Raw genomic sequence first — 14641 nt, forward strand, 5'->3', positions numbered from 1 at the left:
ATGGGGAAGATCTACCGCGACGAGGACTACCGTCCCCGACCGAACCGACGCGGCTCGCGTCCCCGGACGAAGAACCGCCCCGACCACAAGGACGCTGTGTCCGGACTGGTCACCGAGGTCGATCGAGGACGGTACCGAGTCATCCTCGCCGATGACGACGGGAAGTTCCCGTCTTCGGCCCACCGGCAGAAGACGGCGGGGAAATCGGGGCGTCGGGCCGCCTCGGTCACGGCCGTGCGGGCCTCTCATCTGCGCCGTCAGGCGATCGTACCCGGCGACGTCGTCAGACTCGTCGGAGACACCTCGGGCGATGAGGGGACACTGGCTCGACTGGTCGAGATCACCGACCGCAAGACCTTGCTCAGACGCAGCGCCGATGACACCGACCCGACCGAACGCGTCATCGTCGCCAACGTCGACGTCCTCGGAATCGTCACGGCCACGATCGACCCGGACCCCTCCTTCGGGCTCATCGACCGTGCTCTCGTCGCGGCCTTCGATGCCGGGATCACTGCCCTGCTCATCGTCACCAAGACCGATCTGCATCCGGCCACGGAGATCCGGCAGCGGTTCTCCGCCAGCGGGGTCGACATCGTCGAATCGGCGATCGACCCGGATGCAGACACCGTGGAGTCGGATGCGGAGATCCTCGACCGCCTCGGCGGGCGCATCAGCGTCCTCGTCGGACATTCGGGCGTCGGCAAATCCACACTGACCAATGCCCTCGTCCCCGCCGCCGAGCGCGCCACCGGGCACGTCAACGATGTCACGGGACGTGGCAGGCACACCTCCTCCTCCGCGGTCTGCCTGCCGCTGGAACACGACGGATGGCTCATCGACACCCCCGGTGTGCGCAGCTTCGGTCTCGCGCATGTCGACCGGGAGAATCTCATCTCCGCGTTCCCCGAACTCGTCGACGCCACAGCCGACTGCCCTCGAGGATGCACTCACCTCGCCGATTCCCCCGGCTGTCGCCTCGACGACTGGGTCGCGGAAGGCAAAGGCGGCCCCGGCGGAATCTCACGTCTGGAGTCGCTGCGCAGGCTGCTGCCCACGACTGGATAGGCTGGGAGCATGAACGACCTCGACTTGGCGAGAGAGCTCGCCGATCTCGCCGATTCCATCAGCCATCCTCGCTTCCGGGACCAGGATTTCTCCGTCGAAACCAAACCGGATCTCACTCCCGTCACCGAATGCGACCGTGCGGTGGAGAGGGCGATCGTGGACCGCCTCGGCGAGGTGCGCCCGGATGACAGCGTTCTCGGTGAGGAGTTCGGCTCCCACGGCGAATCCTCCCGCCGATGGATCATCGATCCCATCGACGGGACGAAGAACTTCGTGCGCGGAGTGCCTGTGTGGGCAACCCTGATCTCCCTCTATGACGGCGAGGCTCCGCTGCTCGGGATGGTCTCGGCACCGGCGCTCGGACGACGCTGGTGGGCCGAGACGGGCAAGGGGGCGTTCGCCGCGGCGCTGGGGGCTCCGGCGAAGCCGATCTCCGTGTCCGAGGTCGCGAGCCTCGCCGATGCATCGCTGTCGTATTCTTCACTGATGGGGTGGAAGGATCTGGGGATCCTCGACGAATTCCTCGGACTCTGCGAATCCCTGTGGCGCACACGCGGCTACGGCGACTTCTACTCGTACATGCTCGTGGCCGAAGGTGCTGTCGATCTCGCCTGCGAGCCCGAGCTCGCTCTCTATGACATGGGCGCGCTCGTGCCGATCGTGCTCGAAGCCGGAGGAACCTTCACCAACACCGCGGGAGTCCCCGGCCCCTTCGGCGGCAATGCCGTGGCCAGCAATTCCCATCTCCACGAAACCGCACTCGATCACTTCGGTCGGGTCTCCCCCGAGGCGATCGCATGATGCCGGACATCCAAGGCAGCCGACTGTGGCATGACATGGCCGAGGCCGCAGGACTGACCAACCCCGACGGAACGATCGGTGAGACCATCTACGGGCAGATGACGAAGCTGGCCGCCGACCTCGGTGCCGTCAACCTCGGACAGGGCGCGCCCGGGACAGAACCGCCCGATGAGCTCATCACTGCCACCGCGGAAGCGATGCGCGCCGGTTTCAACCAGTACGCTCCCGGTCAGGGCTTCCCGCAGCTGCTGGAGGCTGTTGCGGCGCAGCGGCAACGCGACTTCGGCCAACGGGTCGATCCCGCCGAGGTGTTCTACACCGCCGGTGCCACCGAAGGGCTGACCGCCGCGATCCTCGCCCTCCTTCCCCGCGGCGGAACAGTCGTGTCATTCGAACCGTTTTACGACTCCTATCCGGCAGCGATCACAGCGGCCGGCGGCAACCTGCACACCGTGGCGATTCTGCCCGACGGTCAGGGCGGCTTTGCGCCCGACTGGGCGGAATTCGATTCCGTGATCGCGCAGGTGCGGCCGACGATCATCCTTGTCAACACCCCGCACAATCCGACCGGGCACATCTTCTCTGCCGAAGAGCTCGCCCATATCGGTCGCGCGGCCGAGTCGGTCGATGCCTGGATCATCACCGATGAGGTCTACGAACAGCTCGTCCTCACCGGGGCCGCACACATTCCACCGGCTGTGGCCATCGAGGATGCGGAGCGGGTCGTCACGGTCTCTTCGGCAGGCAAGTCCTGGAACACGACCGGATGGAAGATCGGTTGGGTCATCGCCTCGCCCACTGTCCTGAAAGCCATTCAGACGGTCAAACAGTTCCTCACCTTCACCGCCGGTGGGCCGATGCAGATCGGTATGGCCGAGCTGCTCTCAGGCAACTCCACGTTCGTCGCGGAGAACCGCGCATCACTGCGTGCCCGCGCAGATGTGCTCGTCCCGGCTTGTCGCAGCGTTGCCGGAGCGATGGTGTCGACACCGCAGGCCGGGTACTTCACCGTGATGGATTTCTCGGCGCTGACCGAGCTCGATGCCTTCGCGCTCAATGATCTGCTGGGCCGCGAGTTCGGCCTGGTCGGAATTCCCGTTCCGGCCCTGTGCCGACCCGGCAGTTCTGCCTACAGCGCTTACCGATCGTCGATCCGGTATTCGTTCTGCAAGTCGGTTGCCGATGTCGACCAGGGAGCCCAGCTGTTCATTGCACTCGGCACCCACCTCCGGGAGCATCCCGACGCGCTTCGCCGCTCACGCTGATCCGTTCCCGCAGCCTTTCGGCTGCGCCCTGAGGAAGCAGCTGCGAAAACGATGGGAGGGGCGAACCGCTTTTGAGCGGTTCGCCCCTCCCATCGTCAGTGCCCGATCGGGCCGGCGCTGAGACTTCTCTGCTCGATACCAGCTTGTTGCCGGGCCGATGGTGAAGGCCGAATCAGGCCTTGACGAGCTCGAGTTCGAGTTCGATCTTGACCTTATCGGAGACGAGGAGCTCGCCGCCGCCGAGCACGGCTTCGAAGGACATTCCGAAGTCCTTGCGATTGACCGTGGCAGTCGCCGACAGACCGGCGACCTGGTTTCCGTTGGGATCGGTGGCAGCGCCGCCGAACTCTGTCTTGAAGGCGACCTCCTTGGTCACGCCGCGCATGGTCAGCTCGCCGACGGTCTCGAACTCTTCAGAGTCAGAGGCCTTGATCGCGGTGGACGTGAAGGTCAGTTTCGGATGTTCTTCGGCAAGGAAGAAGTCACCGCTCTTGAGGTGGCCGTCGCGCTGCTCCTGGCGGGTGGAGATCGAATCGACGAGTGCCTCGGCGGAGACCGAGCTGTTCTCGAGAGTCTCGCCGACATCGACGCTGCCGCCGATCTCTTCGAACAGGCCACGGACCTTCGAAACGCCAGCGTGGCGGGCGGTGAACGTGAACTCCGAGTGGATGGGATCGATGTTCCAGGTTCCGGCGGTGAGTCCCTGAGGAAGTGCAGTCATCATGTCTCCTTTTGGTTGAAATTTGAAGTACAAGACTGACTTTAGTTCAACTTTCAATCATGCGCAAGCCCCTCGGGTGAATGGCAAGTGGCCATGTGTCGGAGGTCACCTGTACTCGGTTTGGCCGCCAGGTGACCCCTCGTGTAGAGTTAAGAACACGCCGCGGGGTGGAGCAGTTCGGTAGCTCGCCGGGCTCATAACCCGGAGGTCGGAGGTTCAAATCCTCCCCCCGCCACCAAGGTGGCAGAACCCCCAGTCAGTTGAACTGACTGGGGGTTCTTCTCATTCACACACCTCGGCCTCGGGACTCCGGGGTTAAGGGTTATAGGCCAAAATGTGTGTACAGCAGCGGCGTGTCACGGACACTGATGTCATCGTGATCGACCGCCCCAGCCCTTTTGGATTCCGTTGCCGACCTCGATGCTGAACCCGGTCCCATACAGTCGGTTCGTTTCGTCTCTGCCTGTTCCGGAATCGACTATGGCGGGGCGTTGACGGTCGTTGTCCCATGCCTGCGGGGTGACGAAAGACCACGGTTTCCTGGGAGCCTGGGTCTGCAGGTACAGCAACCAATCGATACCACGGCGGGCGTGTTCGATCGACGGGCCCCGATGAGCACGGAGGAAGTCCTTGATCGCTTTGTCCGCGCCTCCTTCCAAGGCACTCGTCGCTCGCGCCGCGGCCTCGTCGAGAGTCGTGACTTTCGGCAACCGTTGGATCCAGGACGCGGTGATCTGGTCATGGATCTCCTCGGTGGGGGCCACTTTGGAGTCACGTTCCAGCATCACCGGGTGCGGCGAGGAAACGTCGCGATCGACTGGGCCTGTTCGGCCAGGCGATGGCTGCCGAGCAGCCAGTTCAGAAACGCCTGGAACAGCGATTTCCGAGTGATATCTGTCTTGGACTGGGTCGTCGAGGCCTTTTACAACGCCACCTGGTGCGGCCTGAGCTGGTCCTGCCGTTCTTGACGAGCTTGCTGGCGCATAACCCCTCGTTTCCAACGATACGTCGACGACTGTGGCGAAGACCCAGCGCGGGCACTCGAAGCTCTATGAGTGGAATGTCGAAGCCGGACAAGCGCTGGTGCACGACATCGCTCACTTTGGGGTAACACTGGGCAACGCCGATGATGCTGCGGTCTCGGCCACATGGCCCTACGGCCACGTGGCCCTACGTAAAGCACTGGCTCCTTCACCCAGAGTCACCTGCCGTGATGCCCAGCTACCTGAGCCGAAAATCGAAGCTTGACTGACGATCACTGATCCTTCGCTCGGTCCGGCCAGCATGGCCGCCCTTCTCAGCTGCTCCGCTTGTCCTGCGACGATTTCGACGGTACCTCCGGGTCCTGCGACTTGATGAGCGAGAGTTCGAACTCCAATGTGATCTTGTCGCTGACGAGCAGGCCGCTCGAGTCCAGTGCCTTGTTCCACGACACCTCCCAGTCCTTGCGGTCAATGCGTCGAGTGCCCTCCAGACCCGCACGCAGCATCCCCATGTGGTCAGTGTTGATCCCGATGAGCTCAAGCGGCAGCGACACTGTCTTCGTCACTCCGCGGATGGTGAGAGGGCCGGTGACGACGAACGAGTTCTCGTCGACTTCATCGATCCCCGTGGCCTCGAATCGCATCTCCGGGTATTCCTCGACGTTGAAGAAATCAGCGCTGCGCAGGTGCTCGTCTCTGCCCTCATTGCGGGTGTCGACACTGGCCGTTCCGATCACCACGCTCACTGTCGACGAAGCCACGTCTCCGCCGTCGATCAGAGCCTCCCCCGACACATCGCTGAATGCCCCGCGAACGCGCGAGACCATGGCATGGCGGGTTGAGAACCCGACCCGCGAATGCGCTGGGTCGATCTCCCAGATTCCAGTGATTGCTGCTTCCTGTGGCATGTTCTGACTCCTTCATTCGGCACCCATGACGGCAGTCATGAGGCAGGATCTTGGTAATGAGGCGGACGAAGACGAATCAGACGCCGTCTTCATCTCGGTGCGACATGGTGGCCGCAAGTCCGTAGACACGGTCGGCTCCCGAGGCTCGAGCAAGTCGGGCGATCGCCGTCATCGTCGCCCCGTCGGTCCAGATATCGTCAACGACGAGGCAGGGGCCGTGAAGACGCCGTTCAAGGGCACTGGCCCTCAGCGCTCCCCCGGCGATCCGCCACGCGGGCCATTGGAGAATCACCAGGTCCTTTCCCGTCGCTGCGGCCAGACCACGGGCGAGCCGTGTGCGCAGGTTGGGCACTTCACCGAGTGAATCCGGCCCACCGATGATGACGGTGGCGGATCTGTATGCCGGATGACTTCTGACAACTCGAGTCAGGTCGTCGACGAGTGATTGCGTCGCCAATGCCCCGGAGCGAGGTCGTACAGGGAATGTCTTCGCTCGCTCGATCTGGTCGCCGGGGACACGGGATCTGTGCTGGTGGACGCTGCCAAGAGCATTTCTCGCACCTTCCACCGACCAGTCGAGCACAGAGACCAGATCCAGATCACTGACGTTGGGCAGGCTGAGCGTCTCGTTGAGGACGGTGACGAGGTCCTCCTTGTCACGGGTGAGAGATGACAGCATCCATCTGACCCGGACATTGAATTGAGATCTTCGCCGCTCGGGCACCTCCGCGTATCTGAATTCAGCACCGAAGCAGTACTCCAGATGTTCCAACGGCCCATCCGAGTCGACGGACAGATACATATCGAGATCGGGCGCGCCTGAACTCGTCGCAGACTCACGCAGAAGAACGTCGTGAATCCGTCCTGATCGGCGAGCGGCGACTACCGTGTACCCTCTGCTCATAGAATCGGGCCCCAACCACGCCCATACGCACTCCTTCTGCTCATTCGACTCCTTCTCCAGCGCCCCGATATCCGTCTCGACACGACGACTGCTGCGCGGCTATCGCCTGTCCTGCCAAAAGGCATACCCGACAAAGCTATCTGTGGTCTTGAGCCAGAATTGCCAGATTGCGGTGGCTGTGGGGAAGTCTGCGCCGTTCAGCGGGCTTTGCGGCAGCGGGTTGCGCTGACATCGACACGGACCGGGCCCTGGTCAAACGCGGGAACCGCCCAGAAGACTGAGAGAGCTCGTGGCGGATGAGATCCCTTCAATCCTCAAGGACAAAAACGATTCCCCTAGCCGTCACCGGTGCTCGTCCGGTCCTCGCTGAGGAATCCGTCGAGCACCGAAGCATCGCGCTGCTTGCTCAACCTCGTAGAAGCCCCTGCCCACCAAAAAAGGCGGGTTCACGGCTCGTCACAACACTCTCGATGAGAGGTTGCGACGAGCACGTGAACCCGCCGATCGATCCTCGCGGCGTTCGCGTCAGGCGGCGGGACTCAATTGCCCGAGTCGCCTCCACTGTCGGCAGGCTCCGAAGCCGGGGCGGAGGAATCGCTCTTCGCTCCGTCCTCCGCGATCGAAGGATCGGCGGCCACCGCATCCTCAATCGCGTTCTTCAGGCGGTCCTGAGCCTTTCCGTACTCCTCGAAGTCACCCTTCTTCAGCGCAGCGTCGGAGTCTTCCATGGCCTTCTTCGCCTGCTGCAGCGCATCGTTGAGCGCCTTGTCCGGCGAAGCGGGCTTCGAGTCGTCGTCCGAACCGGACGAGGAACCGGACTGGCCCTCTTCACTCTCCTCGGTGCCGGCGTCTCCCGCGGTCGCACCGGAGTCGCCGCCGAACACCTGGTCGAGAGCCTCGTCGAGGGTCGGCGCGAAGCCGATGTCCTCGCCGAAGGCCACGAGCACGTGCTGGAGCAGCGGGTAGGAGGTCTCGCCGGCGGACCGGACGTAGACCGGCTGCACGTAGAGCAGACCGCCGCCGATGGGCAGAGTCAGCAGGTTGCCGTTCTCCACCTCGGACTCACCCTGACGCAGCAGGTTCAGGCTGCGCTGGACGTCGGGCGCGGTGTTGAAGTTGTTCTGCGCCTGACCCGGTCCGGGCACGGTCGTGTTGCGCGGCAGCTGCAGCAGCCGGAGCTTGCCGTAGCCTTCGGCAGTCTCGCCCTTCTTGCTGCCTGCGTCGGCATCGGCCGAGAGGAATCCGGTGAGGTTGTTGCGCGATTGTCCCTCAGACGACCGAGCCGGGATGTACGAGCTCGTCAACGAGAACGACGGTGACTCCTGACCGGGCATCTGCAGCGTCATGTAGAAGGGAGGCTGCGTCAGTCCGCTGCTGGCCTTCTTCGTCGGGTCCGTCGGCAGGGTCCAGAAGTCCTGTCCGGTATAGAACTCGCTGGCCGTGCTCACGTGATACTTCGCGAGCAGGTCGCGCTGAACCTTGAACATGTCCTCCGGGTAGCGGACGTGGCTCATCAGGTCACCGGACATCTCCGAGGAGGATTTGATGAGTCCTGGGAAGACCTTCATCCAGGTCTTGAGGACCGGGTCGTCCTTGTCCCACTGATACATGTCGACCGAACCGTCATAGGCATCGACGGTGATCTTCACGGAGTTCCGGATGTAGTTGACCTCATCATCCGGCAGTGTCGCCACAGCGTTCGGGGCAGTCGCCGTAGTCGAGTCCTCGGTGGCCTGCTGCAGCGGCTGCGGTGTCGAATAGGGATAGTCCTCGGCGGTGGTGTAGCCGTCGAGAATCCACTTGATCTTCCCATCGACGACGGCCGGGTACGGATCACCGTCGATCTTGAGGAACGGAGCGAGCTTCTCCACGCGCTCACGCGGGTGGCGCTCGTAGAGGATCTGCGACTTCTCATTGAGCGCATCGGAGAGCAGGATCTGCTCGTCCTGGAATTTCAGTGCGTAGGCCAGGCGATTGAACACACCGCCCACCGAGGGCCCGCCGTCACCGGTGAAGGTGTTGTTGACCTGGCCGGCGCCGCCCTTCTCATCCGAGGGATAATCGAGCTCGCGCGGGGTCGCTCCCTTCGGGGCACCGACGATCGAATAGTCAGGAGAGGACTCGCCGAAGTAGATACGCGGTTCGTACTCCGGGAACTCGCCCTTCGGAGGGATGTCCGACTCCATGAACGTCGGTTCGCCGTCGGAATTGCGCTGGTTGCCGTTGGCGGCCACCACACCGAAACCGTGAGTGTAGACGATCGCCCGGTTGAACCAGCTCTGGTTATTCACCGAGCTCGGAGCCAGCTCACGCACCGCGATGACGGTGTCGCGCATGTCGCCGTCGATGTCGTAGCGATCGACATCGAGCTTCTGCACGAACGAGTAGTAGGGTCGCACCTGCTGCAGCTGCCGGAACGTGTCGGAGACGAGATTCGGGTCGAGCAGGCGGATCGAGGCAGCGGTCTCGGCGTCCTTGCGCAGGGCGCCCTTCTTACCGCTGGTGCTCGGCTCATAGGGAGTCACCTCGATGTCGTCGAAGTCGAAGGCATCGCGGGTCGCGTCGATGTTGTGCTGGATGTACTTCGACTCCAGGCTCTGCTGCGAGGGATTGACCTGGAACTGCTGGATCATCGCCGGGTAGGCGATGATCGAGACTCCGCCGAGGACGATGAGCGTGAGGGTCGCGATGATCGAGATCCGCCAGTTGCCCTTCCACGCGGTGTACACGAACAGCAGTGCCACGAGCACAGCCGCGATCGCGACGATCGCCATCGCCGGAAGTGCTGCACGGTCGTCAACGTAAGTGACGCCGGGAACGACTCCTCCGGTCGCGGTCAGCCGATCGTAGCGGGCCAGCCAGAGGCGTCCCGCCTGAACGATGACGAGCAGGGCCACCGTGATGCCCAGCTGCCACTGCGCCGTCTTCGTCAGGATCACGCCCTTCTGCTCCCCCGGGCGGATTCCGCCGAAGAGATAGTGAGCGACGAGCGCGGCGATGAGCGAAAGCAGCAGGACCATGCCGAGCTGGTTGCCGATGAGACGCAGTCCCGGCAGAACGAAGACGAAGAAGGAGTTGTCGAGTCCGAACTGCGGATCGGTCGAGCCGAAGGACGTGGAGTTGATCCATTCGAGGATCGTGTTCCAATTCGCCGAGGCGGTGATGCCGGCAAGCGCACCGACGACAGCGGGAATCGCGATCGTGGCGACCTTGCGCAGAGGTTCGATGGCCTCACGGTAGCGGTCGAGGTTCTCCTGGCGCGGTGTCGTCGGAGCATAGACCGGGCGATTGCGGTAGGCCAGATGCAGGCTCAGCCAGACGGGCACGGCCATGAGGATGAACCCGCCGATGAATGCCAGTCCGCGAGTGACCCACATGGTGCGGAAGACCTGGGCGGCCTCGATCTGACGGAACCACAGCACCTCGGTATAGACCTGGGTGAAGGCGATGAAGGCGATCAGCAGAATCGCCACGGATACGAGGGTGAGCAGCAGCGGCGAACGTCTGGGCCGATTCGCCGGCATGCGTGCGGAGGTGGGTGAGGACGAAGAGCTCACTACTGCCCTTTCTCATTGTTGTCGGCACCGTCGGCGGAACACTTCGGCAGATCGGAAGTGTTGCCGGCGGCGTACTGCTCCACGGCGGTCCGCGCGTCATCGAGGGTATCGATGCGCGCCACCGTGATCTTGGACTGGTCTGCAGCGGTCAGGACCTCGGCGCAGTTGTCTGCAGGCGAGAGGAACAGCGTTGCACCGTTCTCGGTCGCTGCCGCCACCTTCTGGCGGGCACCGCCGATGGGTCGAACCGTACCCGATGGAGTGATCTCTCCGGTGCCGGCGACGTGTTTGCCGCCGGTCATGGCTCCTGGGGTCAGTTCGTCGACGATAGCGAGGGCGAACATCGTTCCTGCCGAAGGCCCTCCGACGCCGTCGACGTTGAACTTCACGTCGACGGGGAATTCGAAGTCCTGCTTCATCGTGATGCCGATGGCCTTGCGACCGTCGATGTCGGCCGGGGTCAGGGTGATGTCCTCGGACTTCCCATCACGGTCGACGACGAGGTCGACTTCGTTTGTCGACTGCACCGTTTCGCTCATGGTCTGGGCGGCGTCCGGATCGGAGTCGAGCTTCTTGCCGTTGACCGACGTGAGACGATCACCTTTGCGCAGCTTGCCCTCGGACGGCGACTTCGCCACGATCTCATCGACGAGCAGGTGCACCGAATAGGGTTTGTCGAGCTGCCCCATGGCCGCGGCCACCGCGACGTCCTGACTCGAAGACATCTCGACGGCGTTCGACGCGGTCACGTCTTCGCGAGTCGTGTCCAGCGGGTAGTAGGCCTCGGTCGGGACCACCGTCTCCTTGCCGTTGAGCACCGCGCCCAAGGCCTGCGAAGCGTAGACATCACGCCCGGGCCCGCCGCTGACGGCGACGGTGAGCATGTCGATGCGCCCGTCGGTGGGATACGTCTTCGCCCCGGAGACACTGATCATCGAGTCGCCCTGGTAATCACCGAGGGTGTTGAAAACCGGTCCCGGCAGCTGAAGCATATAAGGGACCGGCAGAAGTACGGCCAACGCGATGAAGACGTAGGTGAGGACACCCGAAGTCGTGGCCAGACGCGGAGTCTGTCGGCGTCTGGTGTCGCGACGTGGTTCCGCAGACACCGGCACGGCCCGAGGGGCGTTCTCTGTCATGTATTCCTTTCGCTGCACCGCCCCACCAGTCTAGTTGAAAGCTGAGGCTCCGCTTCACAGACTCCTTTCGCCCGGTGCGAACATCCTGCGAAACCTCGGCGAATTGGGAAGCTTCCCACATTCGGAACCGTTAACGTGGGAGTCAAACCGATTCTTGGGGGCTGTAGAACAATGACCGATGACAACAACAATGAGCAGAATCCGTTCGAGCAGATCTTTGGGATGCTCTTCGGCGCCAATGGCCCCGGTTCCGGTGAGGGCGAGGACAAAAACGAGTCCGGCATGCCGCAGGGTTTTCAGATCGATCCATCGATGATGGCGACGATCATGAACCAGATGCAGGGGCTGTTCGGGCAGGGCGCCGATCCGCAGGCTCAGGCTGTGTCGATCGCGCAGAAGGCCGTGCCGACCCCTGACCCCGCAGTCACCGATGAAGCCGAACGTGCGACGACCGATGCTTTCCGTCTGGCGGAGCTGTGGCTCGCCGAAGCGACGGAATTCTCCGTGGCCAATCGCTCTGCGCGTCCGCTGCGCCGCACCGACTGGGTGAAGGAGACGATGCCCGGGTGGCAGAAGTTCGTTCTGCCCATCAAGGAGAACATGTCGACGGCGCTGACCGAGACGCTCGAGTCACAGGTGCCGGCGGAGATGAAGGGCATCCTCGCGGGAGCATCGTCGATGTTCGGATCAATGAGCGATTCGATGTTCGCCATGCAGATCGGCCAGGCCGTGGGCGCGCTGTCGGAAAGCGTCCTCACCGGCACCGAGGTCGGACTTCCCCTGCTCCCCCACGACTCTGCCGTCCTGGTGGAGACGAATGTGGAGTCCTTCGCCGCCGATATCGATATCGACGCCTCCGAGGTCCGGATCTACCTTGCCGCTCAGGAGCTCGCCCATCTCGCACTGTTCGAACGTGCACCGTGGCTGAGCGCCCAGGTCGAGACCGCTCTGACCCGCTATGCCCAGGGGCTCAAGGTCGACACCTCGCAGATCGAGGACATGGCGTCGAATATCGATCCGTCGAACATCTCCGACCTCAGCGACAACATCCGTCAAGGCCTGTTCAACCCCCCGACGACGGACGACCAGAAGCAGGCTCTGACATCCCTGGAGAACCTTCTCGCCGTCATCGCAGGCTGGGCCGACGTCGTCGTCTACGAGGCATGCAAACATCTGCCCGGTCGCGACCAGGTTCGTGAAGCGCTGCGCCGTCGCCGAGCGACTGCTGGACCGGCCGAGAAGACCTTCTCCACGCTGGTCGGCCTGCAGCTCAACCCGCGCCGCCTGCGCGATGCCGCTGCACTGTTCGCTTACCTCGAGACGCAGGGCGGGGCCGAAGCCAGGGACCAGGTGTTCTCTCACCCAGACCTGCTGCCGACGACTCAGGACCTCGATGACCCACTCGGATATTCGGAGCGCCGTCAGGCCGAATGGACCAACGAATCGAGCATCGACGAGGCCCTCAGCCGCATCCTCGCTGAAGGACTCGACGGCGCCGGCGGCACCGGAGACGAAACTCCTCAGGCTTCGGACTCCGACGCAGACTCCTCCGCCGACGCCTCGACGGACTCGGACTCGGACTCGGACTCGGACTCGGACTCGGACTCGGACGAGGATGACACGGACGCGAGTGACGATCGCTGAATGATCGAGCTCGAAACGGCCCGTCGGGAGATCGACCTGGCCCCTGCCGGACCGTTCCTCGAGGACTTCGTCGAACTCTTCGGCCTGCAGGGAGCGGATTCTCTGCGACGTGACGGCGGAGCTCACCACGTCACCGCGAGCTGTCTGGTCGTCGACCCCGATACGGAGTCGGTCCTGCTCAATCACCATCGCAAAGCCGGACTGTGGGGGCAGTTCGGCGGTCATCTCGAACCCGAGGACCTCTCTCTGCATGCTGCCGCCCGCAGAGAGGCCGAGGAGGAGAGCGGCATGCAGCTCCTCCACGTCTCCCCCGCCCCCGTCGACCTGCACGTGCATGACCTGTCATCGTCGTTCGGCAGCTGCACGCGGCACTTCGACGTCGTGTTCGCGGCCTACGCCTCGGTGACGGAATCGCCGAGCGTATCCGCGGAATCACTCGACGTGGCGTGGTTTTCGATGCGAGATCTGCCCGCAGCGCTCATGCCGGACCTGCCGGCACGCCTGCCGGGGCTCTACGCTGCAGCTCTCCGCTCGTCCGATGCTCATCGCTGACGGGCTCCGGGCTCTCAACACCCGCAACCGACGCCCTCCGGTCAGTCAGCTCCCCCGGCCGAACCGCTCACCATCACTGAAGCCTTCGAGGTAGAGCTTCGCATCCGCCTGCCTGGGGTGCCGGTTCGCCAAGGCGTGGAATTCCTTCGAATGCGGGCCGATCTGCAGATGAACGAGTTCATGGACGACCACTGTCTCAAGCACCCACCGGGGGACGGCCTGAAGCCGGTGGGAGATGCGGATGTCGCCCGTCGAGGTCGTCGTCGACGCCCACCTGCTGAGGTTCTGGTTCGTCACCCACCTGATCGAGGCAGGGCACAGCCGCCCAGCGAAATAGCGGCGGCTCATCTCCTCGGCCAGTTCGACGAGATCGGCGGCGGAGGAATGATCGCGGGCGGAGAGACGATTGAACAGATCTGTCAGCGACCTGATGTTGTGCTCGACGCTGTAACGCACAGGTGTGCGCAGGACATAGGTCTCAATCTCCTTCGACACGGCCACGGTCTTCTTCCGCCTGGCCGATCGGCGCACTTCGATCTCACCGCGGGCGATCGCTCGCAGCACTTCCTCTTCGGTCCACCGCTGTCCTCTGGTCACTGCACCATCATAGGAAACGGCACTGACATCGCCGGGAGATCTCCATCACCGCTCCCCAACTTGTGAGTTTCCTGAGTATCACGGTTCTTTCGTCCTCGATCCGGTCGTCCACAGCCGCCTCGGCGATCGGAAACCGCCTCGAAGTGGTGTTGGCACCGACTGATGGATGGCTTATCAACAGATTCGACCGCGTACGAGCCGCCTTCCCTCCACAGCCCTACCAGCGATTCCCACAGCTTATCCACAGGCTGTTGACGTGTCTGTGCATGACGGTGCATTGACGCGGCGGCGAATGCGGAATAAGTTCTATGCTTGACCCCGGAAAACCCGGAGATACGTGCGGAAGGGGAAGCCGCACGAGTCTTCGCGAGCGCCTGGGGCATGATGCGGTTGAGGGCAAGCCCGAACATGTCTTCCGGCTTGTCCTCAACCGTTTCCCACAGGGTTATCCACAGTTCGCTGCGGCCCATGGCTATTCGCCCTCCGGTTCACTACCGTGGAAGTC

Annotated in this window: 13 protein-coding genes and 1 tRNA gene; 6 read left to right on the forward strand and 8 right to left on the reverse strand. The window is 63.3% G+C overall.

Annotated features, from left to right (window positions below; translation table 11 throughout):
- From rsgA to EB836_RS06630, 3 genes are read left to right on the forward strand one after another with little or no spacing between them, the layout of a single operon-like run.
- Entirely contained in the window at positions 1-1065 is a 1065-nt protein-coding gene (rsgA, locus tag EB836_RS06620; protein WP_135538735.1) for a ribosome small subunit-dependent GTPase A, read from the forward strand.
- Between the two features lie 9 nt (positions 1066-1074).
- Positions 1075-1866, forward strand: a complete 792-nt coding sequence (gene hisN / locus EB836_RS06625) for a histidinol-phosphatase (RefSeq protein WP_135538737.1) — start codon at positions 1075-1077, stop codon at positions 1864-1866.
- Positions 1863-3131: an aminotransferase class I/II-fold pyridoxal phosphate-dependent enzyme gene (locus tag EB836_RS06630; RefSeq protein WP_240689674.1), complete on the forward strand. Its 1269-nt coding sequence runs from the start codon at positions 1863-1865 to the stop codon at positions 3129-3131. The genes hisN and EB836_RS06630 overlap by 4 nt, the downstream gene beginning before the upstream one ends.
- A gap of 172 nt (positions 3132-3303) precedes the next feature.
- Here the strand turns inward: EB836_RS06630 and EB836_RS06635 are convergent, their stop codons facing one another.
- Positions 3304-3852, reverse strand: coding sequence for a YceI family protein (locus EB836_RS06635; RefSeq protein ID WP_135538857.1), 549 nt, complete (start codon positions 3850-3852; stop codon positions 3304-3306).
- A 161-nt stretch (positions 3853-4013) separates the two neighbouring features.
- Between EB836_RS06635 and EB836_RS06640 the strand changes: the two genes are divergently transcribed.
- A tRNA-Met gene (locus EB836_RS06640) sits at positions 4014-4090 on the forward strand.
- Between the two features lie 133 nt (positions 4091-4223).
- Here EB836_RS06640 and EB836_RS06645 read toward each other — a convergent pair.
- The 5 genes from EB836_RS06645 to EB836_RS06665 all read right to left on the reverse strand — a co-directional run bounded on the left by EB836_RS06645 (position 4224) and on the right by EB836_RS06665 (position 11343).
- Positions 4224-4640, reverse strand: coding sequence for a hypothetical protein (locus EB836_RS06645; protein WP_135538739.1), 417 nt, complete (start codon positions 4638-4640; stop codon positions 4224-4226).
- 509 nt (positions 4641-5149) lie between these two features.
- A complete protein-coding gene (locus tag EB836_RS06650) occupies positions 5150-5743 on the reverse strand; it encodes a YceI family protein (RefSeq protein WP_135538741.1) in 594 nt (197 codons plus the stop codon).
- A 76-nt stretch (positions 5744-5819) separates the two neighbouring features.
- Entirely contained in the window at positions 5820-6422 is a 603-nt protein-coding gene (locus tag EB836_RS06655) for a hypothetical protein (protein ID WP_135538743.1), read from the reverse strand.
- A gap of 764 nt (positions 6423-7186) precedes the next feature.
- A complete protein-coding gene (locus EB836_RS06660) occupies positions 7187-10204 on the reverse strand; it encodes a UPF0182 family protein (protein WP_135538745.1) in 3018 nt (1005 codons plus the stop codon).
- On the reverse strand, positions 10204-11343 hold the full coding sequence (locus EB836_RS06665) for a S16 family serine protease (protein WP_135538747.1): 1140 nt from the start codon (positions 11341-11343) through the stop codon (positions 10204-10206). Before EB836_RS06665 ends, EB836_RS06660 begins: the two co-directional genes overlap by 1 nt.
- Positions 11344-11514: 171 nt before the next feature.
- Here EB836_RS06665 and EB836_RS06670 point away from each other — a divergent pair, with 171 nt between their 5' ends.
- Both EB836_RS06670 and EB836_RS06675 read left to right on the forward strand, forming a co-directional pair.
- A complete protein-coding gene (locus EB836_RS06670; RefSeq protein WP_135538749.1) occupies positions 11515-12987 on the forward strand; it encodes a zinc-dependent metalloprotease in 1473 nt (490 codons plus the stop codon).
- Entirely contained in the window at positions 12988-13539 is a 552-nt protein-coding gene (locus EB836_RS06675; RefSeq protein WP_135538751.1) for an NUDIX domain-containing protein, read from the forward strand.
- A 45-nt stretch (positions 13540-13584) separates the two neighbouring features.
- Here EB836_RS06675 and EB836_RS06680 read toward each other — a convergent pair whose 3' ends face one another.
- Both EB836_RS06680 and EB836_RS06685 read right to left on the reverse strand, forming a co-directional pair.
- Entirely contained in the window at positions 13585-14136 is a 552-nt protein-coding gene (locus EB836_RS06680; RefSeq protein WP_240689676.1) for a M48 family metallopeptidase, read from the reverse strand.
- Positions 14133-14606 carry a hypothetical protein gene (locus EB836_RS06685; protein ID WP_135538753.1) on the reverse strand — a complete coding sequence of 158 codons (474 nt, stop codon included), beginning with the start codon at positions 14604-14606 and terminating at the stop codon, positions 14133-14135. The genes EB836_RS06680 and EB836_RS06685 overlap by 4 nt, the downstream gene beginning before the upstream one ends.
- Positions 14607-14641: the final 35 nt, after the last annotated feature.

The sequence above is a fragment of the Brevibacterium sp. S111 genome (assembly GCF_004745075.1).
In the GTDB taxonomy this organism is placed as follows: Bacteria; Actinomycetota; Actinomycetes; order Actinomycetales; family Brevibacteriaceae; genus Brevibacterium.